The sequence below is a fragment of the Pectobacterium sp. S5 genome (genome assembly GCF_051707265.1).
Classification (GTDB): Bacteria; Pseudomonadota; Gammaproteobacteria; order Enterobacterales; family Enterobacteriaceae; genus Pectobacterium; species Pectobacterium polare.
Window position 1 is genome coordinate 2,073,051 of sequence record NZ_JAULSZ010000001.1, and the last position, 26,974, is coordinate 2,100,024.

25 protein-coding genes are annotated in these 26,974 nt (G+C 53.7%); 11 read left to right on the forward strand and 14 right to left on the reverse strand.

The features are described 5' to 3' along the window. The first annotated feature begins 3 nt into the window (after nt 1-3). The 7 genes from lptB (at nt 4) to rnk (ending at nt 4,996) form a co-directional block, all read left to right on the forward strand. Nucleotides 4-729: an LPS export ABC transporter ATP-binding protein gene (gene lptB / locus QWJ20_RS09350; protein WP_010296638.1), complete on the forward strand. Its 726-nt coding sequence runs from the start codon at nt 4-6 to the stop codon at nt 727-729. Nucleotides 730-778: 49 nt separating this feature from the next. Continuing rightward, the gene (gene rpoN / locus QWJ20_RS09355) at nt 779-2,212 is read left to right on the forward strand and encodes an RNA polymerase factor sigma-54 (protein ID WP_095701293.1); all 1,434 of its coding nucleotides are present in this window, start codon (nt 779-781) and stop codon (nt 2,210-2,212) included. 23 nt (nt 2,213-2,235) lie between these two features. Next, nucleotides 2,236-2,523, forward strand: coding sequence for a ribosome hibernation promoting factor (hpf, locus tag QWJ20_RS09360; protein ID WP_005975449.1), 288 nt, complete (start codon nt 2,236-2,238; stop codon nt 2,521-2,523). A 95-nt stretch (nt 2,524-2,618) separates the two neighbouring features. Then, the gene (gene ptsN, locus QWJ20_RS09365; protein ID WP_029367653.1) at nt 2,619-3,092 is read left to right on the forward strand and encodes a PTS IIA-like nitrogen regulatory protein PtsN; all 474 of its coding nucleotides are present in this window, start codon (nt 2,619-2,621) and stop codon (nt 3,090-3,092) included. Nucleotides 3,093-3,252: 160 nt separating this feature from the next. After that, nucleotides 3,253-4,110: an RNase adapter RapZ gene (gene rapZ, locus QWJ20_RS09370; protein ID WP_010296630.1), complete on the forward strand. Its 858-nt coding sequence runs from the start codon at nt 3,253-3,255 to the stop codon at nt 4,108-4,110. Between the two features lie 31 nt (nt 4,111-4,141). After that, nucleotides 4,142-4,414, forward strand: coding sequence for a PTS phosphocarrier protein NPr (gene npr, locus QWJ20_RS09375; protein WP_010296626.1), 273 nt, complete (start codon nt 4,142-4,144; stop codon nt 4,412-4,414). A gap of 171 nt (nt 4,415-4,585) precedes the next feature. Continuing rightward, complete coding sequence (gene rnk / locus QWJ20_RS09380) at nt 4,586-4,996, forward strand: nucleoside diphosphate kinase regulator (RefSeq protein ID WP_095701292.1); 411 nt, start codon at nt 4,586-4,588, stop codon at nt 4,994-4,996. A 101-nt stretch (nt 4,997-5,097) separates the two neighbouring features. On the opposite strand, the gene pmbA is transcribed toward rnk, so the two are convergent. After that, the gene (gene pmbA, locus QWJ20_RS09385) at nt 5,098-6,438 is read right to left on the reverse strand and encodes a metalloprotease PmbA (protein ID WP_095701291.1); all 1,341 of its coding nucleotides are present in this window, start codon (nt 6,436-6,438) and stop codon (nt 5,098-5,100) included. A 296-nt stretch (nt 6,439-6,734) separates the two neighbouring features. On the opposite strand from pmbA, the gene yjgA reads away from it, so the two are divergent. Next, nucleotides 6,735-7,286, forward strand: a complete 552-nt coding sequence (gene yjgA / locus QWJ20_RS09390; protein WP_095993452.1) for a ribosome biogenesis factor YjgA — start codon at nt 6,735-6,737, stop codon at nt 7,284-7,286. A 125-nt stretch (nt 7,287-7,411) separates the two neighbouring features. Here the strand turns inward: yjgA and QWJ20_RS09395 are convergent, their stop codons facing one another. The 4 genes from QWJ20_RS09395 to aaeX all read right to left on the reverse strand — a co-directional run bounded on the left by QWJ20_RS09395 (nt 7,412) and on the right by aaeX (nt 12,182). Further along, nucleotides 7,412-8,866, reverse strand: coding sequence for an NAD-dependent succinate-semialdehyde dehydrogenase (locus tag QWJ20_RS09395; RefSeq protein WP_433992353.1), 1,455 nt, complete (start codon nt 8,864-8,866; stop codon nt 7,412-7,414). Nucleotides 8,867-9,005: 139 nt separating this feature from the next. Further along, on the reverse strand, nt 9,006-10,994 hold the full coding sequence (aaeB, locus tag QWJ20_RS09400) for a p-hydroxybenzoic acid efflux pump subunit AaeB (RefSeq protein WP_433992403.1): 1,989 nt from the start codon (nt 10,992-10,994) through the stop codon (nt 9,006-9,008). 11 nt (nt 10,995-11,005) lie between these two features. Further along, on the reverse strand, nt 11,006-11,971 hold the full coding sequence (gene aaeA, locus QWJ20_RS09405) for a p-hydroxybenzoic acid efflux pump subunit AaeA (RefSeq protein ID WP_433992354.1): 966 nt from the start codon (nt 11,969-11,971) through the stop codon (nt 11,006-11,008). Between the two features lie 7 nt (nt 11,972-11,978). Next, nucleotides 11,979-12,182, reverse strand: coding sequence for a p-hydroxybenzoic acid efflux pump operon protein AaeX (aaeX, locus tag QWJ20_RS09410; protein WP_005975424.1), 204 nt, complete (start codon nt 12,180-12,182; stop codon nt 11,979-11,981). A 334-nt stretch (nt 12,183-12,516) separates the two neighbouring features. Here aaeX and aaeR point away from each other — a divergent pair, with 334 nt between their 5' ends. From aaeR to QWJ20_RS09425, 3 genes are all read left to right on the forward strand, one after another. Further along, complete coding sequence (gene aaeR, locus QWJ20_RS09415; RefSeq protein WP_039482347.1) at nt 12,517-13,452, forward strand: HTH-type transcriptional activator AaeR; 936 nt, start codon at nt 12,517-12,519, stop codon at nt 13,450-13,452. A 150-nt stretch (nt 13,453-13,602) separates the two neighbouring features. After that, nucleotides 13,603-13,899 carry a hypothetical protein gene (locus QWJ20_RS09420; RefSeq protein ID WP_039482512.1) on the forward strand — a complete coding sequence of 99 codons (297 nt, stop codon included), beginning with the start codon at nt 13,603-13,605 and terminating at the stop codon, nt 13,897-13,899. 9 nt (nt 13,900-13,908) lie between these two features. Continuing rightward, the gene (locus QWJ20_RS09425) at nt 13,909-14,502 is read left to right on the forward strand and encodes a hypothetical protein (protein WP_039482350.1); all 594 of its coding nucleotides are present in this window, start codon (nt 13,909-13,911) and stop codon (nt 14,500-14,502) included. Nucleotides 14,503-14,588: 86 nt separating this feature from the next. Here the strand turns inward: QWJ20_RS09425 and tldD are convergent, their stop codons facing one another. The 9 genes from tldD to csrD form a co-directional block, all read right to left on the reverse strand. Continuing rightward, complete coding sequence (gene tldD, locus QWJ20_RS09430; RefSeq protein ID WP_039512724.1) at nt 14,589-16,034, reverse strand: metalloprotease TldD; 1,446 nt, start codon at nt 16,032-16,034, stop codon at nt 14,589-14,591. Between the two features lie 56 nt (nt 16,035-16,090). Next, complete coding sequence (gene yhdP, locus QWJ20_RS09435) at nt 16,091-19,921, reverse strand: AsmA2 domain-containing protein YhdP (RefSeq protein ID WP_433992355.1); 3,831 nt, start codon at nt 19,919-19,921, stop codon at nt 16,091-16,093. A gap of 41 nt (nt 19,922-19,962) precedes the next feature. Continuing rightward, nucleotides 19,963-21,432 (reverse strand): ribonuclease G, encoded by a 1,470-nt coding sequence (gene rng / locus QWJ20_RS09440; RefSeq protein ID WP_095701285.1) that lies wholly within the window; start codon nt 21,430-21,432, stop codon nt 19,963-19,965. Continuing rightward, a complete protein-coding gene (locus QWJ20_RS09445; RefSeq protein ID WP_039482362.1) occupies nt 21,422-22,015 on the reverse strand; it encodes a Maf family protein in 594 nt (197 codons plus the stop codon). The genes rng and QWJ20_RS09445 overlap by 11 nt, the downstream gene beginning before the upstream one ends. Before the next feature lie 8 nt (nt 22,016-22,023). Then, nucleotides 22,024-22,512, reverse strand: a complete 489-nt coding sequence (gene mreD / locus QWJ20_RS09450; protein ID WP_039482366.1) for a rod shape-determining protein MreD — start codon at nt 22,510-22,512, stop codon at nt 22,024-22,026. Next, nucleotides 22,509-23,492 carry a rod shape-determining protein MreC gene (gene mreC, locus QWJ20_RS09455; protein WP_095701283.1) on the reverse strand — a complete coding sequence of 328 codons (984 nt, stop codon included), beginning with the start codon at nt 23,490-23,492 and terminating at the stop codon, nt 22,509-22,511. The genes mreD and mreC overlap by 4 nt, the downstream gene beginning before the upstream one ends. A 173-nt stretch (nt 23,493-23,665) precedes the next feature. Beyond that, nucleotides 23,666-24,709 (reverse strand): rod shape-determining protein MreB, encoded by a 1,044-nt coding sequence (gene mreB / locus QWJ20_RS09460; protein WP_010300322.1) that lies wholly within the window; start codon nt 24,707-24,709, stop codon nt 23,666-23,668. After that, nucleotides 24,702-24,860 (reverse strand): hypothetical protein, encoded by a 159-nt coding sequence (locus QWJ20_RS09465; RefSeq protein WP_156890158.1) that lies wholly within the window; start codon nt 24,858-24,860, stop codon nt 24,702-24,704. The genes mreB and QWJ20_RS09465 overlap by 8 nt, the downstream gene beginning before the upstream one ends. A 165-nt stretch (nt 24,861-25,025) precedes the next feature. After that, complete coding sequence (gene csrD, locus QWJ20_RS09470; RefSeq protein ID WP_120358130.1) at nt 25,026-26,963, reverse strand: RNase E specificity factor CsrD; 1,938 nt, start codon at nt 26,961-26,963, stop codon at nt 25,026-25,028. Nucleotides 26,964-26,974: the final 11 nt, after the last annotated feature.

Below are 26,974 nucleotides of genomic sequence, written 5' to 3' on the forward strand. Positions count from 1 at the left end.
GTTATGGCAACATTAACCGCAGAAAATCTAGCCAAGGCGTACAAAGGCCGTAAGGTCGTGGAAAACGTCAGCCTCACCGTGAATTCCGGTGAAATCGTCGGCCTGCTTGGGCCGAACGGTGCCGGCAAAACGACAACGTTCTACATGGTCGTGGGTATTGTTCCGCGTGATGAAGGACGCATCGTCATTGACGACGATGACATCAGCCTGCTGCCTTTACACGAACGTGCGCTGCGCGGCATCGGCTATCTGCCGCAGGAAGCCTCGATCTTCCGTCGCTTAAGCGTGTATGACAACCTGATGGCGGTGTTACAGATCCGTAAAGATCTGACGACCGAACAGCAGGAAGATCGTGCCAATGAGCTAATGGAAGAATTCCATATTATTCATTTGCGCGATAGTCTGGGACAATCGCTGTCTGGTGGAGAAAGACGCCGCGTAGAGATTGCGCGTGCGCTGGCAGCGAATCCGAAGTTCATCCTGCTGGATGAACCGTTTGCGGGCGTAGACCCGATCTCCGTACTGGATATTAAAAAAATCATTGAGCATCTGCGTGACAGCGGACTTGGCGTGTTGATTACCGATCATAACGTCCGCGAAACGCTTGATGTATGTGAACGAGCCTACATCGTGAGTCAGGGTAACCTGATCGCCCACGGTTCACCGACCGATATTCTGGCCGATGAACAGGTGAAACGCGTCTATCTGGGCGAAGGCTTCCGACTCTGATAGGGTAATATTTTCTCTTTGCAGTACTTATGGGACGTTAGCGCGATTTATGAAGCAAGGTTTGCAACTCAGGCTTAGCCAGCAACTGGCCATGACTCCACAGCTCCAACAGGCGATCCGCCTGTTGCAACTGTCCACGCTTGAATTGCAACAGGAAATTCAACTGGCGCTGGAAAGCAATCCGTTGCTCGAACAAACGGATCAGCACGACGAAATCGAGTCATTCGAAAAGGCAGATAGCGATTCACTGGATACCGGTGAAGCGCTTGAACAAAGAGACATGCCGGAAGAATTGCCGCTCGATGCAACCTGGGATGAAATCTACTCCGCAGGCACGCCGTCGGGCACTGGCACCGACTATCGCGATGAAGAACTGCCAATTTATCAAGGCGAAACCACGCAAACACTTCAGGATTACCTGATGTGGCAGGTTGAGCTAACGCCGTTTTCCGACACCGACGCAGCTATCGCGACCTCTATCGTCGATGCAGTAGACAACACCGGCTACCTGACCGTACCGCTACAGGACATTCTTGAGAGCATCGGTGACGACGACGTAACGCTGGAAGAGGTTGAGGCCGTACTCAAACGCGTGCAGCGCTTCGATCCCGTTGGCGTGGCCGCTCGCGATCTGCGTGATTGTCTGCTGGTGCAGCTTTCCCAGTTTGCCGACGACACACCACGCCTGATCGAAGCGCGTCTGATCGTCAGCGATCATCTCGATCTGTTAGCCAACCATGATTTCCGCAGCCTGATTCGTGTAACGCGTCTGAAAGAAGACGTGCTGAAAGAAGCACTGGCGCTGATCCAATCGCTCGATCCCCGTCCAGGCCAGTCGATCAACACCGGCGAATCCGAATACGTGATTCCTGACGTACTGATACGTAAAGTTCAGGGAGTCTGGGTCGTCGAACTGAACACCGACAGCGTTCCCCGTTTGCAGATTAACCAGCAGTATGCCGCGCTGGGTAACAGCGTACGCAACGACAGCGACGGACAATTTATCCGCAGCAATCTGCAAGAAGCGCGCTGGCTCATCAAAAGCCTGGAAAGTCGCAACGACACGCTGCTGAAAGTGACCCGCAGCATCGTCGAACAGCAACAGGATTTCTTCGAGCAGGGCGAAGAATTCATGAAGCCTATGGTACTGGCAGACATCGCTCAAGCGGTGGATATGCATGAATCCACCATCTCACGCGTGACGACACAGAAGTTCCTGCACAGCCCGCGCGGCATTTTTGAGCTAAAATATTTCTTCTCCAGCCACGTTAATACCGATAGTGGCGGAGAAGCGTCATCAACGGCAATCCGCGCGTTGGTGAAGAAGCTTATTGCGGCGGAAAACCCCGTGAAGCCACTGAGCGATAGCAAGCTTACGGCACTGCTCTCCGATCAGGGCATCATCGTGGCGCGTCGAACCGTTGCAAAATACCGAGAGTCTTTATCTATCCCACCATCGAATCAGCGTAAACAACTGATTTGATCTCAACAGAGAAGGAAGACACTATGCAGCTCAACATTACCGGACACCACATCGAGATCACTGAACCGCTGCGTGATTTTGTTAATGGCAAGTTTGCCAAATTAGAGCAGTATTTTGACCGGATTAATCAGGTCAATGTGGTATTGAGAGTGGAAAAAGTTCAGCAAATTGCCGAGGCCACGCTCCACGTTAATGGCGGCGAGCTGCATGCAACCTCAGAGGCGGCAGATATGTACGCCGCGATAGATTTATTGATTGATAAGCTGGCGAGACAGCTCAATAAGCATAAAGATAAACTCAAGCAGCACTAATTTTCTCCTTTGCCGTTTGGCAAAGGACAAACTCGGCCCATCCATCGGGTGGGTCGGGATCACCAGCAGTGAAAGCGTCGTTAAGTGAAAATAAAATGAACCACGATCCCGTATTGCAGCTCAGCACCGTATTACGTCCTGAGTGCACCCGAAGCACCGTCCACTGCCAGAGTAAGAAACGGGCATTGGAAATTATCAGTGAGCTCGCCGCCAAGCAGCTTAACATTCCTTCGCAGATTATCTTTGATGCCATCCTGACTCGGGAGCGGATGGGCAGCACGGGAATCGGCGGTGGCATTGCCATTCCTCACGGTAAGCTGGAAGACGATAATGCGCTGGGCGCCATCGGTGTTTTCATCCAGTTAGAGCAACCGATCGCTTTCGATGCCATTGATAATCAGGCTGTTGATCTGCTTTTTGCCTTGCTGGTTCCAGCGGAACAATGTAAAACCCATTTGCATACCCTGTCGCTTGTTGCCAAGCGGCTGGCGGATAAAACGGTTTGCCGACGCCTGCGTGCGGCGCAAAGCGATGAAGAGCTGTACCAGATTATGACGGAAGCTGGTTAAGCCGGATGGTTGTCATGTTCACGATGACGGGCGATTCGCGGTGGATTCAGAGAATGCTTGCAATCCATGCGCTAAGCCGTCATTTTTTTAGCTATACATCACTTTATAAAAACAGTGGCAATGAAAATTCGCCATCACATTGCCAGAGGGGAGTCGTCAGATGGTGCTGATGATTGTCAGTGGTCGCTCAGGTTCAGGGAAATCTGTCGCCCTGCGCGCACTGGAAGATATGGGGTTCTACTGCGTAGATAACCTGCCAGTGGTTCTACTGCCAGAACTGGCTAATACGCTTGCGGCACGTAACATTTCCGCAGCAGTCAGCATTGACGTGCGCAATATGCCGGAATCACCAGAGATCTTCGAGCATGCCATGGAGCAACTGCCACCTAGCTTCTCGCCTCAATTGCTGTTTCTGGATGCCGATCGCAATACGCTGATTCGTCGTTACAGCGACACCCGTCGCCTTCACCCGCTCTCCAGCAAGAATCTGTCACTGGAAAGCGCTATTGATGAAGAAAGCGACTTGCTGGAGCCGCTGCGTTCACGCGCCGACCTGATTATCGACACCTCAGAGATGTCGGTACATGAACTGGCCGAAATGTTGCGTACCCGACTGCTCGGCAAGCGGGAACGCGAACTCACGATGGTGTTCGAATCGTTCGGCTTTAAGCACGGTATCCCTATCGATGCGGATTACGTCTTTGACGTGCGCTTCCTGCCGAACCCGCACTGGGATCCGAAACTGCGCCCGATGACCGGTCTGGATAAGCCCGTTGCGTCTTTCCTCGATAGGCATACCGAAGTTCACAACTTCATCTACCAGACTCGCAGCTATCTGGAACTATGGCTGCCGATGCTGGAAACCAATAACCGCAGCTACCTGACTGTCGCCATTGGCTGTACCGGCGGTAAACACCGTTCCGTCTACGTCGCCGAACAGTTGGCAGACTACTTCCGCTCACGCGGTAAGAACGTGCAGTCGCGCCACCGTACGCTGGAAAAACGTAAACCCTCGTAATATTCGGCAAACCAGTACAGCCAGGTAACCTATGACAGTCCGGCAAACGGTTGAAATCAAAAACAAGCTGGGCATGCACGCTCGCCCAGCCATGAAGCTGTTCGAACTGGTGCAGAGCTTTGATGCAGAAGTGATACTGCGTAATGACAGCGGTACCGAAGCCGAAGCCAGCAGCGTGATTGCCATGCTAATGTTGGACTCGGCCAAAGGGCGACTCATCGAGGTAGAAGCGACAGGCCCAGATGAAGAGCAGGCGCTTGCCGCCGTCATCGGGCTGTTTGAAGCCGGGTTCGACGAGGACTAGCATTTCCTTAGCAGGCTATCTGCCCGCCTTCGTAGTAAGGAGCGCTTCACTTTCCCTCCCGAACCCCCTACTATCTACCTCTATAAATCATAATATTTTCTTATACCCCCTGCTCCTTTGGGCGCGGGGGGTTATTTTTATATCATCTGAAAATACCAACTGGAGAGGAGTATGACGAAACCTAACCTGACAATCAGTGAATTGGATGCAGAACGTCTGGATATGTTATTGGAGCAGCCCGCCTTTGCGGACAGCGATATCGCACAGGCGTTGAATGAGGAGCTGGATCGGGCGGAAATTCTGCCTTCGGCATCGATTCCCTCACATGTCGTCACCATGAATAGTCGGGTGCGTTTCCGCGATCTGAATACCAACGAAGAGCATATCCGCACGCTGGTTTATCCAGCCGCGGTGAAGGACAGTCAAGAACCGCTGTCGGTGATGGCTCCGCTGGGCGCGGCACTATTGGGAATGCATGTGGGAAATTCTATCGCCTGGCAGTTGCCAAACGGTGAAGAAACGCGAATTGAAGTACTAGAACTACTCTATCAGCCAGAAGCCGCAGGCGAGTACCACCGCTAAACCAGCAAGGTACAATTCTGATACAAAGTACGTGCTAATAAGACATAGAGTAACAGCCGTCGGACACTGCCGACGGCGACGGTTACTCACACAGAGCAGGCTTATTCCCCTGCGATCTTCATCTCTGGCAGCAGAACGGAACCACACTGGATATTGCTTCGGGTTTCGATATCATTCCCCACAGTCACAATATTACGCAGCATGTCTTTCAGGTTACCCGCGATGGTAATCTCGCTGACCGGATACTGAATTTCGCCGTTTTCGACCCAGAAGCCGGATGCGCCACGGGAATAATCCCCCGTCACACCGCTCACACCTTGCCCCATCAGTTCGGTCACCAGCAGGCCTTTGCCCATCTGTTTCAACATACCGTTGAAATCCAGCCCCTGTCCGGCAATCCGCCAGTTATGAATACCACCTGCATGGCCGGTGCTCTGCATGCCCAACTTACGCGCGGAATAGCTTGTCATAAGCCAAGTCTGCAATACGCCCGCCTTCACAATTTCACGCGCCTGCGTTCGCACACCTTCGCTATCGAACGGCGTAGAGGCCAAACCTCTCAGCAGATGCGGTTGTTCCTCAATCGTCAGCCACTCCGGCAGAATCTGCTGCCCCAGCTTATCCAGCAGGAAAGTGGATTTACGATAAACGCTGCCGCCGCTGATGGCGCCAACCAAATGGCCAAACAGGCCCGTCGCCACTTCCGCAGAAAACATCACCGGTGCCTGCATGGTAGGCAGTTTACGCGGTGACAGGCGGGATAACGTGCGGCGCGCGCACTCTTCGCCCACCCATTCCGGGCTGAGTAAGTCGTCCAGCGCACGGCCAACGGTGTAGGCATAATCTCGCTCCATATCGCCATTCACTTCGGCAATCACACAGCTGGACATGGAGTGACGGCTAGAGCAGTAGCTTTTCAGCAGGCCGTGGCTATTGCCGAACACCTTAACGCCGTAGTGGCTGTTAAAACTGCCGCCTTCGGTGTTGGTGATGCGCTTGTCAGCCTGTAATGCGGCCTGCTCTGCACGAGCGGCTAATTCAATGCCGCGATCTGCATCCAGCTCAGTCGGATGGAACAGATCCAGATCCGGCGCGTCGAACGCCAGAAGATCCCGATCTGCCGGACCAGCAAAAGGATCGACAGAGGTATAACGAGCAATATCCAGCGCGGCCTGTACGGTACGGGCTATCGCATCCGGGCTGAGATCGGTAGACGAAGCGCTGCCTTTACGCTGTTGGTGATAAACCGTAATGCCCAACGCACCATCGCTGTTGAATTCAACATTTTCAACATCACCATAACGGGTACTGACGCTAATGCCCGTCGTTTTTGACACCGCGACTTCTGCCGCATCAGAACCGGCACGCGCCAGTTCCAGCGCCTGAGCAACCGCGAGCTCCAGCGCTTTACGCTGCTCTGCAACCTGAGTAGTTATCGTCATTGTTCTGCCATAATGAGTGGAAGAAAGCTCACCATCATCATCCCCGCAACGAGCACAAAAGGGGCGTATACTCTCTATACTTCGCGCAGCCAACACACAGGTAACGTGAAGTATGAGGAGCATAAAATGGTGTAGCATAATGCTTTCTAGTCTAACAGGATCTACGGACAATTTCGCACAAAGCCCAAACCTGTTAGTATCAGCCTCTTTTTTGCTGGTGGGCACGCTGTTCACCATCCCGGAGCCGCTACACGTAGCGTTACGAATTGCTCCTGGACACTTTTTAGGAGCCAACCATGAAGCAAAAGTACGAAGACTGGCTGAATGACGTCCCAGAGAACCAAGAAGACGACGAAGATGATGAAATTATCTGGGTCAGCAAAAGTGAAATAAAGCGCGATGCCGAAGCGCTGAAAGATCTCGGTGCGGAACTGGTCGAGCTGGGCAAAAACGCTCTGGAAAAGATCCCGTTGGACGACGATCTGCGTGCAGCGGTGGAACTGGCGCAGCGGATCAAGAAAGAAGGCCGCCGCCGTCAGCTACAGCTGATTGGTAAAATGCTGCGCGCCCGCGATCCAGAGCCGATCCAAACCGCACTGGATAAACTGAACAACCGTCATAATCAGCAGGTGGCGTTATTCCACAAACTGGAACAGCTGCGTGACCGTCTGATTGAAGAAGGTGACGATGTGGTTCCTGATATTCTGGCGCTGTATCCTCACGCTGACCGTCAGCAATTGCGCTCTCTGGTACGTAATGCGCAGAAAGAGAAAGCGACGAATAAGCCGCCGAAATCCGCCCGCCAGATCTTCCAGTATCTGCGCGAACTGGCTGAAACCACAGAGTAACGGCAATCGTGGGATGAGGAGTCTGACTCACTCATCCCATGTATTACCTGTATTGTATTGCCTATATTGTCTTACCGGTATTCAATCGGATTCACGATCAATTCCGAGCGCAACATCCATTCAGATCACAACCCGCCCAAATGCCAGGTTTTCACTTCCAGAAACTCGTCCAGCCCCAAAACAGAACCTTCGCGGCCTAATCCTGACTCTTTCACACCGCCGAAGGGAGCTAATTCGGTTGAAACCGCGCACTCATTAATGCCAATCATGCCGCTCTCCAACGCTTCTGCCACGCGGAACACACGCTGCAAATTCTGGCTGTAGAAATAAGCCGCCAGACCAAACGGCGTATTGTTGGCGCGCTGAATCACTTCTTCTTCCGTTTTGAAACGGAAACAGGGAGCAACCGGGCCAAACGTTTCTTCCTGCGCCAGCAGCATCGCTTCGTTGGCATCAATAATCACCGTCGGTTCAAAGAAGCTGTGGCCCAGCTTATGCCGTTTACCACCGACGAGCGCCTTGCCTCCCTTTTCCACCGCGTCATTGACGTGCTTTTCTACCTTCTCAACCGCAGCATCGTCAATCAGCGGGCCGAGCACAACGCCGTCATCCATACCATTACCGACCTTCAGCTTCTTCACTTCTTCCGCGAGCAGAGAGACAAACTCATCGTAGACGCCATCCTGAATATAAAATCGGTTGGCGCTAACACAGACCTGACCCGCATTACGGAAACGGTTAGCTATCGCGCCTTTTACTGCGGCCTGAATATCCGCGTCATCAAACACGATATAAGGCGCATTGCCGCCCAGCTCCATCGACACTTTCTTCATGGTTTCTGCGGCGTTGCGCACCAGCGTTTTCCCTACTTCCGTCGAACCCGTGAAGGAAATTTTGCGCACTTTATCGCTCGCCATGACGGTATCGCTGATTGCCTGTGTGTCGCCCGCCACGCCGTTGAGTACGCCATCCGGCACACCCGCCTGCTGCGCCAGCGCCAACAGCGCAAACGCGGACAGCGGCGTGTTGTTCGCGGGTTTGATGACACCGGTACATCCCGCGGCCAGAGCCGGCCCCAGCTTACGCGTCAGCATCGCCAGCGGGAAATTCCACGGCGTAATGGCGACAACGACCCCAACGGGTTCACGCGTGGCGTAAATCTTCGATCCGGGCTTAGCCGGCGGAATAATCTCACCGTTCGCCCGCTTGCCCTGCTCAGCAAACCACTGAATGAAATTCGCCGCGTAGACGACTTCGCCTTCGGCTTCCTGCACGGGTTTGCCCTGCTCGGCGGTCATCAACTCCGCCAGATAGCGTTTATTTTCCAGAATCAGCTCGTACCAGCGATACAGAATTTCAGAACGCTCCTTCGCGGTTTTACGCTTCCAGGCAGGAAAGGCGGCATAGGCGGCGTCAATCGCCGCCTGCGTCTCTTTCTTTCCCGCTTTCGCCACGCTGGCAATCGACTCGCCCGTCGCCGGATTCACGACCTCGAAGGTCGCGCCGCTCTGCTGCCATTTCCCCGCAGCAAAGTAGCCCGTTTTAAACAGTTCATGATCCTGTAAATTTTGTCCTGACATCGTATTACCTCCTGAAAAGGGTCATATTCCATGACGTTATGAGGGAAGCTACAGATAATTCAGTATAGAAGTGATGGGCGAGGGCTGCGGTACTCTCGGATTAATCGTCAGAGTTACCGCTTCACCTCGCCCACTGAGATTAGTTGCTCAGCGCATGCTGATAATCACGCAGGATCCCGGTCAATCGCCCTACAGGCGCTGTTACGCTCGGGGGAAGCTGCTGTTCTGTTAGCATCTGCTGATAGCGTTCAAGCTCGTCCAACAGCTGCGTGAAATAGCGGCTGCGCGTGCTGTCGCGTCGGGCCGAAATCACCTGCTCCGCCGTTGCACGAATCTGACGATGAAAGGCAGACAGCGCCGCGTTTTGTGGAATATCCAGCGTCCTCAGACGCTGGTGCATGATGATTAGCCACAGTGCGAGACGATACTTGGCAATATCGTCAGGGAAGCGGCTCAGCAGCAGGAACAGTTGTTGATACAGCGCAGGCAGGTGGTTTTCCTTGCGACGCGCCGTGTTGGTCGTCAGCGCCGAGACCGCGCCATACACAAAGCGGTTCAGCAGCGTTCTCCCCGTGTGTGCCTTGGTGTTATCCCGGATCAGCAGGATCACCATCAGCGCCAGAAAACAGCCGATGATCTGGCCGATCGCGCTGTCCAGAAACTGACTGACGTTGAACGTCATCGGGTTATCCAACACCAGAATATTGATCGTACTGGCCAGTGCACCCAGTGAGCCGAGTCGACGTTTTTGTACTTCAAGGCCGAGAAAGAAAGCCATTGCCCCCAGACTCAGGCACAGCAGCAGCATACTTTGCTGCGTTGACGGCATGATAAACATGAACATCACCGCACCCAGCGGCAGCGCGTAGATCGTCCCGAAAAGGAAATCCTTCGCCATCATCTGCGGGTTCGGCAACCGCATGGCAAGCGACGTCACCACCGCAATCATCACCATACACACGCTGCCAGAGGTCCAGCCGGTGCTCAGCCAGAACAGACAGCCCAACGCCGTCGCCACGCCAGTGCGTAACCCATTAATCATGGCGTGATGCGTTTCGGCTGATGGCGCTTTAATTTCCACCTCGCTGTTCAGCACGTCAGCTTCAATCGTATTGATACGCCCGTTGGTCTGCACGCCCTTCGCCAGCAGCAGGTAGCGCGTCGCCGCTCCGACCCAACTGATCAGCATCGGCGGCACATCACGACTGTCCGCCGCAATCAGCTGGCGCAATGCTTTCACACGGCAATGCACATCGCGAAACGACTCAACAGGCTGATCCAACACTTGTTTCAGGCTGCTTTTTACGGGAGTCGGGGCGTCCTGCAAAATCAGGTAGGTTTCACACGCCTGTGTAATCATCGTGAGTGATTGTGTATGCAGCGACGTTAAGCGGCGATTGCTGTTCTGCCAACGCGAGGACTCCAACATCAGGCTGCTGTGCATGCCGTTTAGCGCAGTTGTTTTGCGCACCAGCGCGTGCCATGCCTTGTCTATTGCGTCTTTCTCCGCCCCGCTCATGCAGAGTTGTAGTAACCGATACTGATCCACTAATAGTTCACCGATACTGCGGTCGACATCCTGCTTGATCGAGCGCGGTGAGAACAGCAAATCCGCCAGAATCGCACAGACGATGCCCAGCACAATCTCGCTACAGCGTTCCACGGCAAACTGCGGCGTCAGCAGCGGTGTACTCTGCGTCGAAACAATAATAATCAGTGCGGTATAGCCCGCCAGCCCGAACACATAGGCGTTTTCGACTTTAACCAGCGAGGAAATCCAGGTGCAGAAGCCCGCCCAAATACAACACAGCATCAACATCACGACAGGTGCGCGAACAGTAGCGATAATGATGACAAGTGCGCCGAGACAACCGATAAAGGTGCCGACAACACGTAGCATGCCACGATGGCGAATGGCGCCAGAAAATGGCTCACCACCCGCAGCAAACGCCGGACCAGCGGCGACAATCGCCGCCGTCAGCACCGACCAACGCGGCGTTTCCAACTGGAGATGGAAGCCCAGAAACAAAGACAGCACAATCGCGAAGCTCAGTTTGAAAGCGAAGCGAAGGCGTGCAAACTTTGGCGTCGTAAAGAACATAGCGCCTGTTAGCGACGGAGTTTTCATCATCGCCTCACTTAGCCGAACTCACGCAGGCGATAAAGGAGACGAATGAGCGGCGACGGCGCTTTATCATTGTTGACCTGCTCACCCGTGATCACCACAGTGGCCGTGGTGCCAGCCGGGTAGAGGTAGCCCATTTGGCGATCGAGGCGAATTTTTACCGGCACACGCTGCGCCAGACGCACCCATTCCAGATTGGAATCCACGTTAGCCAAACCTTTACTGTTCGCGCTGTTACTGTTGTTATTCACCCCAGCCGCCACGCTATCGACCGTGCCATAAAATATCTTTTCGCTACCCAGCGGCGTAATCTCCACACGGTAGCCACGACGCACGCCTTCAAGCTTGGTCTCTTCCATGTACGCCAGCAGATAGAACGAATCCTTCTTCACCAGCGCCACCGCCGTGTTACCGCGCTCGATAAACTCACCGCTCTGCACATGCAGGTTGGTCACCCAGCCGTCGGCAGGAGCACGTACCACGGTGCGTTCCAGCTCCAGTTGCGCCAGTGACAACACCGCCTGCGCTTTAGCAAGCTGGTGCGTGGCGGTTTCCAATGCATTACTGGACTGATCGATATTTTCCTGTGACATCGCACTGATGCCCAGTCGCGCCCGGCGTCCTGATTCCCGACGTTTTTCCGTCACCAGCGCCTGATAGTAGGCAACATCGGCTTCCGCCTGCGCCACGGCCTGATGGTAGCGCGGCTGATCGATGACAAACAGCACGTCACCTTTGTTCACCAGCTGATTGTCCGTAACGCGAACGTCGCTCAATAACCCGCTGACGTCCGGCGCAATCGCCACGACATCCGCCGTAAATTTGGCATCACGCGTCCAGGGTGATTCGGTATAGAACGCCCAGACACGGAAAATCGCCACAATCGCACACAGCACAATCACCAGCGTAATGACCACGCGGCTCAGTTTTTTGATCAGTGCGGCCTGCTGTCTAAACAAGGGTAAAAAGAAAGCTTTCACAGACGCCTCACAGACCGTAACGGAACAATAAATAAAACAGACAGCAGAACAGCGCGCTATTAAACAACGCAGGATGCCAGACGAAGTCATAGATCCCCGTCGGTTGCAGCAGGCGATTCACGACAAAAAACAGGGTCAGCGATACCAGTAAGACAAAAAATACCGGGGGAAATGACAGCCCAAACAACACCATAACCGGGAGTGAACTCATCCTCTTTTCCTTTTTCTATTAGAGAGCGGTAACGAGCAGGTGCGCTACCGGGTGGTAAATTATGTCGTCTGGCACGGCCTTTCAGCACCGACAACAGAGCCTCATCCCGCGGGCGGGTAGCCAACGGATGGGATAGCGTTAAACTGATGAATAGCGATGTCAGCAGGGGCTGACTAACGATGGGAAATCAGCGTATTACTCTAATTGGGTAAATAAACACAATCATTGAATGGCTCTGTTCTGCCCAGAACCACCGGATAGGCTATATTATGGATGCTTATTATCACCTTATCTACATAGCGTGATCTAAATCACTTTTAAGCCAGAGTGAATAATGGAAAGACTAAAGAGTATGTCGGTGTTTGCCCGCGTGGTGGAATTTGGTTCTTTTACCGCCGCAGCCCGTCAGTTGCAGATGAGCGTATCCGCCGTCAGCCAGACCGTTACCAAGCTTGAAGATGAGCTACAGATTAAGCTGCTTAATCGCAGTACGCGCAGCATTGGTTTGACGGAAGCGGGGAAAATTTACTACCACGGCTGTCGCCGCATGCTGCATGAGGCGCATGAAGTCCATGAGCAGCTTTACGCCTTCAACAATACGCCGATCGGCACGCTGCGCATCGGCAGTTCTTCCACTATGGCGCAGAATGTGTTGTCCACCATGACTGCCGCGATGCTGAAGGAATATCCCGGTTTATCCGTCAATCTGGTCACCGGGATTCCTGCTCCCGATCTGATTGCAGACGGGTTGGATATCGTTATCCGCGTCGGTGCACTACAGGATTCCAGCCTGTTCTCGAAACGATTAGGCTCGATGCCGATGGTCGTCTGTGCCGCAAAAAGCTATCTGGCACAGCACGGTACGCCGGATAAACCGGCAGATATGGTGAATTTTTCCTGGCTGGAATACAGCGTACGTCCCGACAGCGAATTCGAGCTGATCGCCCCGGAAGGCATTTCGACCCGCGTCACACCACAAGGACGCTTTGTCACTAACGACCCACAAACGCTGGTGCGCTGGCTTAAGACTGGCGCGGGCATCGCGTACATTCCGCTTATGTGGGTTGTGGACGAAATCAATCGCGGCGAAATCGAGATTCTGTTCAACCGCTACCACTCCGACCCGCGCCCGGTCTACGCGCTCTACACCCGCAAAGACAACCTGCCGCTGAAAGTACAAGTCTGCATTAACTACATGACGGAATACTTCAAAAACGTCGCTTTGACGTATCAGGGTTATCGGCAGAATCATAGCGAGGAAAAAAAGTAGGTTTTGCAAAGAGGAAAATGCGAGGCGTTTCCCTCTTTCATACAAAACACATCCCGATCCCACCATCCTTGCGCTATATCTCTTCTTTCGTTCAGGAAAGTAAAATCACATGGATAACGTACGAATAAATTCGTACAATATAGGTGAAAGATGGGATTCAAGGATGCCAAAAAGCAGCTTATTGTCTGTTTGCAGTCAGGTAATGTGCTGCATGAAGCCAGAGGGAATATCAGCACGAAGAATTTTCTGGTAACCGGACAAACATCAATAACAGAACTCATTGATATTATTTATCAATCTGCCGGGCCATCCTACTCCTCTTCACCCCATCATTTTGCAGCGCATATTGATGTTCATATCATCCGTTGCCGCCATCGGGGAATACCATGGTATATCAAATGGTATTTTACCGAGCCGGATTGTGTCTTTATTAGCGTCCACCATTGAGGCGATGACATGAAAATTTTCAAAGTCGGCGATACACAGGCTGCTCTCTGTAACACATGCCAGTCACTTGAAACCGCGACGTTTCAGCTTAAAGACGTCCCGTTCAGCGATAACAGCGGTGTGGTGAGACAAGTTTTGGTTGGCGTTTGCGAACGCTGCGGAAATGTTGCCATCATCCCTCATCAGTCTACGCCCATGATTAAGAAAGCACTGGATGTGCAGCGTAAAGCGCTGGAAAGTCGAGTGCCCGCACACATGATAGATATCCTGAATCTGGCAAGCTGCGAATTAGGTGGGGAGCCCGATTTTATTCCCACGCTGATGAAATATTATCTGCACACACTGGCGGCTGACCACGCAGCGGCAAAAGATATTCCACGTTTTCTACAAAGTGATTTGGCAAAAGGAAAATCCGAGAAACGTCTTTCACTTAAAGGCAGGCATGTCTCGGCAGATATTGATGCACTAAAAACCGCGACAAACATCTCCAGCACAACAGACCTGTTAAAAGGCATTGTTCTCAAGATTAAGGAAGACGTTTTGGTACAGCGGGATGAAATACACATCAAGCAGCTCAAATCGATTATTGCCGCGGTGTCCTGATTTTGTGCTCCGCTACATAACAATCCCAGAAAAAAACCGCGCTCATAAAGCGCGGTCTTAAAGGGAACTCAGGGTATCAGCACGAATTACGCGGTGCCGCCGACGGTTAGGCTTTCCAGCTTCAGCGTAGGCTGACCCACGCCGACTGGCAGGCTTTGCCCTTCTTTGCCGCACACGCCGACACCGTTATCCAGCGCCAGATCGTTGCCGACCATAGAGATCTGCTGCATCGCTTCAATGCCGGAGCCAATCAGCGTGGCACCTTTGACTGGCGTGGTGATACGGCCTTTTTCGATCAGGTATGCTTCGGATGTCGAGAAGACGAACTTGCCAGAGGTAATATCGACCTGACCACCGCCAAAGTTTGGCGCATACAGACCGTATTCGACGCTGGAGATAATCTCTTCCGGCGTGGATTTCCCGGCCAGCATGTAGGTGTTCGTCATACGCGGCATCGGCAAATGCGCATAAGATTCGCGGCGACCATTGCCCGTTGGCGCAACGCCCATCAGACGAGCATTCATCTTGTCCTGCATGTAGCCTTTCAGAATACCGTTTTCGATCAGGACATTGTATTGCCCCGGAACGCCCTCATCATCCATCGAGAGCGAACCACGACGCCCGGTCAACGTGCCGTCGTCCACTACCGTACACAGCTCTGACGCAACGAGTTTCCCCATCTGCCCGCTGAATACTGATGTACCGCGACGGTTAAAATCACCTTCCAGACCATGACCAACCGCTTCATGCAGCAGTACACCCGGCCAGCCAGCCCCCAACACCACAGGCATTGGCCCGGCAGGGGCGGCCACCGCCGACAGGTTAACTAGCGCCATACGCACGGCTTCTTTCGCCCAGGCGTCGACACGTGCTTCGCCGTCAGCCACTTCCCAGAAATAGTCATAGCCGCCACGCATGCCACCGCCGCTGGAACCACGTTCACGTTTGCCCTCAGATTCGACCAGCACGCTGATCGATAGACGAACCAGCGGGCGCACATCTGCCGCCAGCGTACCGTCCGTCGCTGCCACCAGCACCAGCTCATACACGCCGGTCAGGCTGGCTGACACTTCCTGTACGCGCGCATCTGCGGCACGTGCAACCGTGTCGGCACGCTGCAACAGCGCAATTTTATCCTCACGCGTCAGGCTATCCAGCGGGTTCAACGTTGGATAAAGCGCATGATGCGATACCGCTCCCAGCGTGTGCGCAGTCCCTGTACCTTGTTCCCGTACAATGCTGCGTGCAGCCTGCGCGCTCTGATGCAATGCGTTCAGCGTGATCTGATCGGCATAAGCAAACCCGGTCTTTTCACCGTCAATCGCACGGATACCCACGCCCTGATCGATATTGTAAGAACCGTCTTTAATGATGCGATCTTCCAGTACCCAGGACTCATGGTAGCTGGACTGGAAATAGAGATCGGCATAGTCCAGTCGACGCTCATTAAGCGACCCCAGCACAGCGGCAAGGTCGTCAAGATTCAATTTGTTGGCGGTGAGTAACTGCTCACTGACAAACGAAAGGCTCATAGTTTTTCACTCTTTATCAGATAATCGGCTGAGTACGCTGCGCTGCCCTAACGGCATTATTCGCCTTTCTTCTTGTTCGGCTCACGCAGCACTTCCTGAATCTTCGGCTGATCGAGGCTACCGGAAATCTGGTAGCGAATCAGCGAAATCTTGTTCCATAGCGGTGCCAGCACTTTACTGGCAGCAAACACCGCGGCCCCGACAACTGGGTTAACGGCAAATGCAGTCGCCACCCCCACAGTCGCGGAAAGTTCCGGGGCAATAACCGCTTCCATATTGACCTGTCGCTTAGCGAGATCGAGATCGCCTTTTATCGCGATATCGGCCTCCAGACCGTCGACCAACATATCATCAGTATGCAACACGCCGTCTTTAATCCATGCCGTGTTGCGAATCGAGTCGAAGTAAAATCCACGGCCAAACGTATCACTAAAATCGAACCGCAGCTTACGCATCAGCGCATCAAAGCTCAATAAACGCAGCAATTGACCAGCCTGACCCGCGCCGACCTCGGCAATTTCACCTTTACCGATACGCGTGTGCAATATTCCGCTCAGGCTGGCAATATCCGGCGCCCAAGGCGTACCACGCCAGTACAAATCGTAGTCCACATCGAAAGAACCGGCTTTCAGCGGTGAATCAACGCCAAACCAGTTAGCATTCTGCTCCAGGCTATCACCTGTCAGCCGGCCTTTTAGCGCCGTCCGCACGCCTTCCGCGTTTTCCTGCCAGGAACCGTTTACCGTCAGACGGGCTTTGCCCGTATCAATCATACCGTCTGCCAGCGTTAATTTTTCCTTTTCTGGCAGCAGCGTCCCCTGAATGCGTCCCATATTCTGCCCGATAATCCAGCACTGGCGACAGTTAACTGCCAGAGACGGCCAGTCTTCAAAGCTGATGCTCGGGTCATTCAGCGGTGATTTTTTCTCTGCTAATGCCACCGGGTTGGTCGCTTCATTCCCTTTCCACTGAGGATTGTAGTAGAGATAATTGATGTCGCTGCGCCACATGCCACGATTGGGTATCTCAACCGTTCCATCAATTTCGCGTCCTTTTGCCTGCACTTCACTGCCAGCAAGCGTATTTTTACGCGTGATTTCCAGATCGTGCCACTGCTGCCCCAGCAGCTGTAGCTCAGGCGTCCGCAGCGTCACGGCTTCTGGAAAACGAAGCGTACTGTGCGCCTTTTTCCCTTCTGCCGGTGTCGAAGCACGCAGCGCAGGCAGAAGCCCCAGCCAGCTTTCAGCATCCAGTGGCGGAAGATCGAGCACCAGAGAGGAATCTTCTGGCAATGCAGGAGCCACCGTTGCCCCGTTCTGCCAGCTTGCCCGCGCCAGCGTCACCGTGTCGCCTTTCAGCAGCCACTGGCTATTGAAGCGGTTATCCTTGCCCAGCCGTCCCTGCATCGCGAAACCATTCAGGTCACCGCTGGCTTTTACCTCCAGCGGCAGGCTCTCGCCAGCGGGTTTACTTAGCGGGTTAGGTAAGTGACTACTTACTTTATTTAAATCAGCCTGTACATCAACATCATACGTTGTTTTACCGGAATGCGGCAGGTTGACGGCCACCGTACTCTTCCAGCCTGCCGTACCAGACAAGGCTTTGCTTGCCGATGCCGGTAAACCGGGCAAGAGCGCAGGCTGCCAGTCGCCCTGCAAGCCAACATTCACCAGAAAAGCCTTCGCTTGCTCTTCCGTCGTGAAATTGACCGCCATCGGCTGATTCATCCAGTTCGCCTGAAGCGTGTCACTGCGTAAGTTGCCGTTTTCATAGCGGAACTTACCGGTCAGATTCTTAATTGTGGTATCCAGCGGCTTGATATAGAGGCTGTTATTGTTCAGCTCGATATCACCACTGGCGCGGACGTCGTCACCGGCAAGCGGGATATCCAGATGCAGTGTGCCCTTCACCGGCCCGCCAATTTTCAGCTCATCCAACGCCGTACCCAGCGAGGATTTCAGCGGCGTCTGATGAAAATAGTTCCCCACTTCAGGCCCCGGACCGTCCAGTTCGCCATCGACCAGCAGCATCTCTTTTTCATAATCGGGAATGACCGCGCTAATGTTTTTTCCTTCCACCTTGCCCAGCCAGACTTGCGGCGCAAACATCCACAGGCCGTTGTTGGCAAAATCCAGATTGATATCCAGCGGCGTCAGCGCAGGCCAGCCCGGCTGAAATTCGAAGGTGGCTTCTTTAACCGGCACCCAGACTTCAAACTGGCCTTCGTTATGCGTATACGGGAAATGCTGCGGATTGCCAGCAAAGATCAGCGTGGCGTTATCGACACGGCCGCCTTTCAGCGCACCGCTCAGATAGTCCACCAGCTCGGTGCCCATAAACAGTTCAGGATAATAGCGCCAGGCATCCGCCGCATCGGTCAGCCGAATGCCTGCCAGAATATCCAGTTTCGGCTCCTGTTTGGCAGGCTGTTCATAGCGGAAATCACCGTTAGCCCATAGCGACTTCGCCTGCACGTCCAGTCCGTGACTCCAGAGCGCCAGACCCTGTGCATCATTACGCCAGTCAATCGTGCCGCTGGCCTGCTTGATTTCCAGCGGCGCGCGGAACATATCAACATAGGGCAACGTGCTCTGCTTTAACGCGATGCTGACCTGACCACGTTCGGCACTGCCGCGAGCAGAACCGGAGAAATGATCGACCCCCGGCAGCAATTTCCACTGCTTCCAGCTCACATCCTGCCAGTTGGCCTGAAAGCGGCTTCGCTCCGGCTGTTGCAGAGGGATATCGACGGCAACGATATTCAATGTGCCCGTCGGTTGCAGGTCATCCCAGCGCGCTTTCAATTCTGGCGTCGTGCCGGACAGCAGCGGAAGCAGCGTGCTTACTCGCTCCAATGCCACGTTGCTGGCTCGAACGCGCAGCTCTTCCTGCCGATCGGGCCCTAACATGTGTTCATTCTTTGGCAGCCAGAGCGCAGAGAGCCGACCTTTCGGCCAGGCGACGCCGTCCGTTGCCAGATTTAATTCAGGCACATCCACCTGCCAGCCATTTTCCTGACGGCTGACGTGCAGCGTCATGTCATCCACATTCAGGCGATGCGCATCGCTGCCTTCACCCCAGCCTGCCGTTCCGTGATTGAGGAACACATCACCGCTGTGGATGTCGCCGTCACGGACATTCAACCAGGCTGCCAGACTAAAATCGGCACTTTCCAGCCCGGTCGTGTTTTTCATCCAGCGGCTGAGCCAGGGCTTCATATCGATATTGTCAGCCTGCAAGTAGAACGTGCCGTTGCTGAGCAGCCCCTGATCGTCGTGCAAGTCCATACGCATCTGCACGACGCCGTGCTGACCATTAAAACTCGACAGGCTGATTAAGCCTTCCGCCCGGTGACGCTTCTCGGAATTCAGCCAGGTCAGTTGAGGAATGCTCAGTTCCGCACGGGAACCGGCAGGGGTAAGAAAGGTAATCTGGCTATCACGCAGGTCAAAGTGGTCAAACTGGCGCAGGAAAAGATCGCTGACCTTCCCTGACTCCATCAGTTTGCTATCCTGCTGCTGCCCGGTAAATTGGCTATTAATATCCAGTTTTAACTGGTGAAACGTGAGATCGCGAAACTGCCAGCGCCCGTGCAGCAGCGACTGCCACACATCCAGCGCTAGCGTAATGCGTTCAACCTGCCAGTCCGATTCCGGCAGGGACGTGCGAAGCTTTTCAATTTCCAGCGTGGGGCCAAAGGACTCCCAGCGTCCCGTCATCGAGCCGATTTCTAACGGAACACCGGCAGCAGACTGCGCCCAGGCCACCAGCTGTGGCCGGAAGTGATCGAGCTGTGGCAGCACCAGTCTTAAGCCGCTGACTAACAGCGCTACCATCACGACAAGAGTGGCACCCGTGATGATGAGTATTCCGGGCAGTCGCCTCACTAATTTCTCCTTCTTTCGTCGCCGACGACGAGCGCACGAATTTACATCATGACGACGTCAAACTGCTCCTGGCTATACAGGGGTTCGATTTGTACTTTGACCTGTTTGCCGACGAAAATTTCAACCTCAGCTAACGCGTGCGATTCTTCACTTCTCAGCGCTTCCCCGACTGCCGGTGAGGCATAGACCAGGAAACGATCGGTGTCATAAGCGTGGTGGACACGCACGATTTCACGCATGATTTCATAGCAGACGCTTTCTACCGTCTTCACCGTGCCGCGACCATTACACGTCGGACATTCATGACACAGCACGTGTTCGATACTCTCACGCGTGCGTTTGCGCGTCATCTCCACTAATCCTAGTTGAGAGAAGCCGCTAATACTGGTTTTAACCCGATCTTTACTCAGCGCCTGCTCCAGTGAGTGCAGCACGCGCCGACGGTGATCTTCATTATTCATATCGATGAAATCGATAATGATGATGCCGCCGAGGTTACGCAAACGCAGCTGTCGTGCAATCGCCTGCGTCGCTTCCGTGTTGGTATTGAAAATGGTTTCATCCAGGTTACGGTGGCCGACGAATGCCCCCGTATTGATGTCGACAGTCGTCATCGCTTCTGTCTGATCGATAATCAAATAGCCGCCGGATTTCAGTTCAACCTTTCTGTCCAGCGAACGCTGGATTTCATTTTCCACGTCAAACAGGTCAAAAATCGGCTGTTTACCCGCGTAGTGTTCAAGCTTGCGGGTCATCTCTGGAATGTATTCGGCGGTAAATTCCAGCAGCGCTTCATACGTCAGTCGGGAATCAATCCGAATGCGATCCAGCGCCGCGCCAGCAAAATCACGCAAAATTCGCCGAGCGAGCGCCACTTCACCGTAGAGCTTACATTTGGTCTGGTTGCGCTTTTTACGCTCCATCACCTTGACCCACAGACGCTTCAGGAACGCCGCATCCTGCGAGAGTTCTTCTTCACCGACGCCTTCCGCAGCGGTACGAATGATGAAACCACCGTCATCATCGCAATACTCTGCGACCGTTTTCTTTAAGCGCTCGCGTTCCGCTTCGCTCTCAATCCGCTGTGACACACCGACGTGCGATGCGCCGGGCATAAACACCAGATAGCGCGATGGCAGCGTGATATCGGTCGTCAGACGTGCGCCTTTGGTTCCCAGTGGGTCTTTGACTACCTGCACCATGAGATCCTGGCCCTGACGTACCAGTTCGGCGATATCGCGGACGTGAAAATTCTTCTGTTCGTCACCGGCAACGCATTCGGTGTGCGGCATAATATCGGACGCGTGCAGGAATGCCGCTTTATCCAGACCGATATCTACAAACGCCGCCTGCATGCCCGGCAGGACGCGACTCACGCGGCCTTTATAAATGTTGCCGACAATGCCGCGCTTCGCATCACGCTCAATATGAATTTCTTGCAGAATACCGCCGTCGATATAGGCAACGCGCGTTTCTGACGGTGTAACGTTTACCAGTAACTCAGCAGTCATGTTTTCCTCTTGCACTCCGCAACGCAGCAAAATTACTGAATAGCTCATGGGTTTCTACCAGCGGCAGCCCAACCACCGCGTAATAGCTCCCGTTAAGCGACCGGACAAAGCATCCACCCTTGCCCTGAATACCGTAAGCCCCGGCTTTATCCATCGGTTCGCCGCTGGCGATATACCGTTCGATATCCTGCTGCGAAAGCGGGCGAAAGACGACATCGGTTGTCACCAAACAGCTCAAGACATCATCTTTATCTGCCAGCGCAACGGCCGTCATTACCTGATGTGGTTTCCCGGACAGCTGACTCAGCATCTCTGCCGCATGAGCTTCATTCTGTGGTTTTTCCAATACCTGACCGTTCAGTACCACAATGGTGTCTGCACCCAGAACCGGTAAATCAGACGGTGCCGCTACGACACCCGCAGCCGCTTTCTCATGCGCCAGACGTCGGACATAAACTTCCGCCGCTTCTTCCGGTAACCGCTGCTCTTCCACCGCGACATTCAGTACAGAAAAAGGAATATCGAGCTGCGTGAGCAGTTCGCGACGGCGGGGAGAAGCGGAAGCCAGATAAAGCTGAGTCATGAATCACCTTATTGCACAGTAAACTGACGACGAATTTTACGCATCAGCAGGAACAGCCACGGCCAGAGTACGCCATCAACGACACTATTCCAGAGTGTTTCCGGTCGGAAAGAGACATTAATAACTAAAAATTCTGCCCAGAATACCGTGAGGTCCATCACCAGCGACAATAGCATGACAATTAATGCCTGCTGCCATAACGCCATATTTCGGAATAGCTGGAATTTAAAGGCGACCAGATAAGCAACAATGCTCAGCGCGAGCGCCCGTACTCCCAGTGTAGACCCAAGAATCAGGTCCATAATCAGACCTAATATAAATCCTGTGCCGACATTCACCCGATGTGGCAATGCCATCACCCAGTAAATGAGAAACAGCGTCAGCCAGGAAGGGCGAAACATGTAGATTTCATCCGGCCACGGCATAATCTGCAAAACCATAGCGATCAGAAAAGAAAGCCAGATAATCCAGTTGCCATGCCTGCGATAACGGTTCATTGGCGGCCTCTCTGCGGCTCGGCGGTGGGCGCAGCGGTATCAGGAGGAAGCGGCGGACCCATATCGTCAGGCGACGGTAAAACCTGCGGCATCATCTGCATCAGACGCTCATTGGCCACCCGATGTACTTCCGCTGGCGGCAGCGCCGTATTGGAGTTGTTTTCCACGCCCCACAGTAAGAGCAGATAGCGCAGGCGCTGTAGCCCGGCGGTCGGACGAGCCTGAATAATCGTATAGGCTCGCTGTGTATCGGCCTTGACCGATGACACGACACCAACGGGATACCCTTCGGGGAAGCGACCGCCCAGACCCGATGTGACCAGCACGTCACCCACTCGGATATCGGTATTGTTAGGCAAGTGTTCGAGTTGCAGATCGTCGGCGCAGCCATTGCCGGCGGCAATCACGCGGATATCATTGCGTAGCACCTGAATCGGCAACGCGTGGGAAACATCACAAATCAACAAAACCCGGCTGGTAAACTGGCCAACCGCCACAACCTGACCCACCACGCCTTTATCGCTGATGACCGGCTGCCCTTCATACACGCCGTTCGCCTGACCTTTATCAATCACCACCTGATCGCTGTAAGGGTCGGTTCCGGCGGACATCACCTGCGTCACCATTTTCTGCTCATCCTGACGCAGCGGCGAGCCGAGCAGTTCACGTAAGCGCGCATTTTCCTGCTTGAACTGGCCTAGCAGTAACAGGTCACTGTTTTTCATCAACAGTTCCTGACGCAGCGCAGTATTTTCAAGGCCTAATTGCTCACGGGTTGCCAGTGAGGCAGACATATTGTCCAGAACCTGACGAGGCCCATTCGCCAGAAAATAGAATGGACTGACGGTGGTGTCCATGTACGTTCTGATTTTGACGAACGAACCGAGCCGACTGTCCGCAACGATCACGACAATCGCGGTAACGACAGCAAGAAAAAGTCGTAATTGCAGGGAAGGCCCCCTGCTAAAAAGCGGCTTCATAAAATTTGCGTATTCCTCGACAGCAACCTCAAATCGCACCTGGCGATTTTTAACGTCACAAAGCGGCACCCCATAGGGCGAATTTCATTGCTCAGGCAAATAAAAAAGGGGTAACCACGAGAGATGAAAAACGCAGGCGTTCATCCATCCGGTCCCCCCTTTTCCAGACAGGATTACTCCTCGCTGAACAAATCGCCACCGTGCATGTCGATCATTTCCAGCGCCTTGCCGCCGCCACGGGCAACACAGGTCAGCGGATCTTCAGCCACCACAACCGGAATACCGGTTTCTTCCATCAGCAAACGATCCAGGTTACGCAGCAGCGCACCGCCGCCAGTTAACACCATACCGCGCTCGGAAATATCGGAGGCCAGTTCCGGTGGACACTGTTCCAACGCTGCCATGACTGCGCTGACGATACCCGTCAACGGCTCTTGCAGCGCTTCCAGAATTTCGTTGGAGTTCAGCGTGAACCCACGCGGTACACCTTCTGCAAGGTTACGGCCGCGCACTTCAATCTCAAGCACTTCGTCGCCCGGATAAGCGGAGCCGATTTCATGCTTGATACGTTCTGCCGTCGCTTCACCGATCAGTGAACCGTAGTTACGACGAACGTAGTTGATGATCGCTTCATCAAAGCGGTCACCACCAATACGTACAGAAGAGGAGTACACCACGCCGTTCAGCGAGATCACCGCAACTTCGGTAGTACCACCACCGATATCCACAACCATGGAACCGGTCGCTTCGGATACTGGCATGCCAGCACCAATCGCAGCCGCCATCGGCTCTTCGATCAGGAACACTTCACGGGCACCGGCACCCAGCGCGGATTCGCGAATGGCACGACGCTCAACCTGCGTTGCGCCAACCGGCACACACACCAGCACGCGCGGGCTCGGACGCATAAAGCTGTCGCTATGCACTTGCTTGATGAAGTGCTGCAACATTTTTTCTGTGACCTGGAAATCGGCAATCACACCGTCTTTCATCGGGCGAATCGCCACGATATTCCCAGGCGTTCTGCCCAGCATCTGCTTAGCGTCATGGCCGACTGCTGCCACGCTCTTTTGAGAACCCGCACGATCCTGACGAATCGCAACCACAGAGGGTTCATTCAGTATGATGCCCTGCCCTTTAACATAAATCAGGGTATTGGCGGTACCCAGGTCGATGGACAAGTCGTTGGAAAACATGCCACGAAATTTCTTAAACATAACTAAAGGATAATCCTGCAAGCTGGGGGCGAAAAATAAATCCGCCTACTTTACCAACCACACGAAGCAGCGACAAGGCACGAAAAGGCTCTGCTTCGGTGAAAAATGAGTCTGCGTTGCGCACGTCGGCGTCAGGGAGAAGGCACAGCATGCTTTCTCCTCAGGCGGCAAGGCATCTTACCACTGTCCACCCGACAGAATTGCGCTAACACAGGACATAAAATCTAACATTTAATCGGATTGCCGCTAACGTAAGCACACACTAACCGATTTAACAACCGCCTCATTCTACGTCAATTTGAACGGGACGTTTATATTAAACACGATGCCGCGGTGAATATTTTTTCAGCTCATCCGTTATAGGGACTGATGCGGCAAAAAAATCGCCTTGCCCACCATAAACGCCCTTACCCAACAGCATCCGCCACTCCTCTTTGGTTCGCACACCAGCGGCAAACACCCGCGTTTGCGTGCCTTTACAGGCCTCGGTCAGGCTTTGTACAAACAGCTGATTTTCCGGGCGGCGCTCAAGACTGCGGACCAAACCGGGATGAAGCTTGATGATCTCCACGGAGAGTGACTTGATATACGTCGTACTGACCAGCGTTAAACCCGCCTGCGTGACCGCTAGGCGACAGCCTAATCCCAGGATCAAATTGAGAACCGGGCGCAGGCGGCCGATATATTGACAGACATCTGCCTCTGCAAGTTCAAATAAAATGCACTGACGCTGTGTTTTCGGACATTGCAGTAAGACTTCTTTCAACCAACGCAAGAAAGGCTTTTGCAAAAGTGAGTCCACACTTACCGGTAAAGCCAGTGTTTCTCCGGGCCAGTTCGCTGACAAATCAATAATTCGTGCCACAAGCTGCCGATCATAGCTGGCTGCTAGCCCCAGCTGTTGAACCAGCGGCATATACTCCGCCGCAAGCAGTTCCTGTTCTCCGTCATAAATCCGGCTCATCATTTCGCGATGATGTACCACGCCCTCTTTTGTCACCGCAGGCTTCTGATACAGCCGTGGGCCACCGCGTGCCAGCGTCTGTTCCAGCAACGTACGCCATTTCACGCTGCCGCGCCCTTTGTCTGGCACCTGCCTGTCAAACACGCACCAGCTGTTACCGCCCTGCAACACCGCATTGCGCGTCGCGTCCTCCACACTCTCCATCACTTGCTCGGCGCTTTGCCCACCGCGATAGGCACAAATACCCATGTGGAGAACCTCCTCGCGATCGATCAACGGGCAGGCGGGAAGAATATCGATAGACTTCACCAACTGCGTGGCAATTGCAGTGGCTTCCTTTAGCGTACTGTGGGGGAGTAATACGGTGAAATCGCTGCTGAAATAACGCGCCAGCAGCGCAGAGGGATAGCGCATGACAAACGTCGATAGCAGATTGACCAGCGTGAAACGGTATTCCTGAAGCGCATTGGTATAGCCGTGCGTTTCTTGCAAGGTTTCAAAATCAGGTACGCGAATCATCATGACAACGCCGTGCGTCCCCACTTCTTCGCCATCTTCCAGCTGTGTGGTCAATTGATTATCAAAAAACAGACGATTACTCAGCCCGGTTTCGGCATCCTGCGCGGCGAAAGCACGGATTAACGTATCAACCCGCCCACGTTCCTCCCGCGCCTCCACTAAATCAGACAGCAGTTGGTCGAGCGCCCCGCTGGTCTTGACTGGCCATTCACGTACCGACCCCTGCATAACCGATTCTCGCTCGCCCTTGAGAATACGCTGTGCACGTTTTTCCAACTCTTCCTGTCCGGCAGCCTGTCGACGCAGCCAGCGGATGGAGAAATACAGCATCAGGAGCATCAGACCCGCGGCCAGCAATACCGATAACGTCGACACCACGAAACGCGGTAAACCAATCAGCGGGTCGACATATTTTAAGGCGATCGTCATGTTCAAATGATGCATCAGCGGAAATTCGACCTCATGATAGAGGTGCGTGCGTTCCCAACCGGCCTCGGGCAGCTGTATTGAATAGAGGGTCGAATCGTTATCCTGAATATCCAACGCCACAATGCCTGCCGTCTTCATCATTCCCGGCAGCCAATATTGGATATTTTCGGGCGATTGCACTAATAACGCTTGATCGATACTGGCCGTGACCTCGCGTAGCTGCTGCTCAGTTCGCAACTGGCTATAATAACAGAGGCTAAATATGCTACTGAAAAGCATAAGAAAAATAGCGAGAACCGTCAGCAATACTATGAGTATCGAGAACCTGGTCGTAAATCCCATCCCTGCGTCCT

Excerpts from the sequence above, each read along its gene's own strand:
- lptB (WP_010296638.1), top strand. The coding sequence starts at position 4 with ATGGCAACATTAACCGCAGAAAATCTAGCCAAGGCGTACAAAGGCCGT.
- rpoN (WP_095701293.1), top strand. The coding sequence starts at position 779 with ATGAAGCAAGGTTTGCAACTCAGGCTTAGCCAGCAACTGGCCATGACT.
- hpf (WP_005975449.1), top strand. The coding sequence starts at position 2,236 with ATGCAGCTCAACATTACCGGACACCACATCGAGATCACTGAACCGCTG.
- ptsN (WP_029367653.1), top strand. The coding sequence starts at position 2,619 with ATGAACCACGATCCCGTATTGCAGCTCAGCACCGTATTACGTCCTGAG.
- rapZ (WP_010296630.1), top strand. The coding sequence starts at position 3,253 with ATGGTGCTGATGATTGTCAGTGGTCGCTCAGGTTCAGGGAAATCTGTC.
- npr (WP_010296626.1), top strand. The coding sequence starts at position 4,142 with ATGACAGTCCGGCAAACGGTTGAAATCAAAAACAAGCTGGGCATGCAC.
- rnk (WP_095701292.1), top strand. The coding sequence starts at position 4,586 with ATGACGAAACCTAACCTGACAATCAGTGAATTGGATGCAGAACGTCTG.
- pmbA (WP_095701291.1), bottom strand. The coding sequence starts at position 6,438 with ATGACGATAACTACTCAGGTTGCAGAGCAGCGTAAAGCGCTGGAGCTC.
- yjgA (WP_095993452.1), top strand. The coding sequence starts at position 6,735 with ATGAAGCAAAAGTACGAAGACTGGCTGAATGACGTCCCAGAGAACCAA.
- QWJ20_RS09395 (WP_433992353.1), bottom strand. The coding sequence starts at position 8,866 with ATGTCAGGACAAAATTTACAGGATCATGAACTGTTTAAAACGGGCTAC.
- aaeB (WP_433992403.1), bottom strand. The coding sequence starts at position 10,994 with ATGAAAACTCCGTCGCTAACAGGCGCTATGTTCTTTACGACGCCAAAG.
- aaeX (WP_005975424.1), bottom strand. The coding sequence starts at position 12,182 with ATGAGTTCACTCCCGGTTATGGTGTTGTTTGGGCTGTCATTTCCCCCG.
- aaeR (WP_039482347.1), top strand. The coding sequence starts at position 12,517 with ATGGAAAGACTAAAGAGTATGTCGGTGTTTGCCCGCGTGGTGGAATTT.
- QWJ20_RS09420 (WP_039482512.1), top strand. The coding sequence starts at position 13,603 with ATGGGATTCAAGGATGCCAAAAAGCAGCTTATTGTCTGTTTGCAGTCA.
- QWJ20_RS09425 (WP_039482350.1), top strand. The coding sequence starts at position 13,909 with ATGAAAATTTTCAAAGTCGGCGATACACAGGCTGCTCTCTGTAACACA.
- tldD (WP_039512724.1), bottom strand. The coding sequence starts at position 16,034 with ATGAGCCTTTCGTTTGTCAGTGAGCAGTTACTCACCGCCAACAAATTG.
- rng (WP_095701285.1), bottom strand. The coding sequence starts at position 21,432 with ATGACTGCTGAGTTACTGGTAAACGTTACACCGTCAGAAACGCGCGTT.
- QWJ20_RS09445 (WP_039482362.1), bottom strand. The coding sequence starts at position 22,015 with ATGACTCAGCTTTATCTGGCTTCCGCTTCTCCCCGCCGTCGCGAACTG.
- mreD (WP_039482366.1), bottom strand. The coding sequence starts at position 22,512 with ATGAACCGTTATCGCAGGCATGGCAACTGGATTATCTGGCTTTCTTTT.
- mreC (WP_095701283.1), bottom strand. The coding sequence starts at position 23,492 with ATGAAGCCGCTTTTTAGCAGGGGGCCTTCCCTGCAATTACGACTTTTT.
- mreB (WP_010300322.1), bottom strand. The coding sequence starts at position 24,709 with ATGTTTAAGAAATTTCGTGGCATGTTTTCCAACGACTTGTCCATCGAC.
- QWJ20_RS09465 (WP_156890158.1), bottom strand. The coding sequence starts at position 24,860 with ATGCTGTGCCTTCTCCCTGACGCCGACGTGCGCAACGCAGACTCATTT.
- csrD (WP_120358130.1), bottom strand. The coding sequence starts at position 26,963 with ATGGGATTTACGACCAGGTTCTCGATACTCATAGTATTGCTGACGGTT.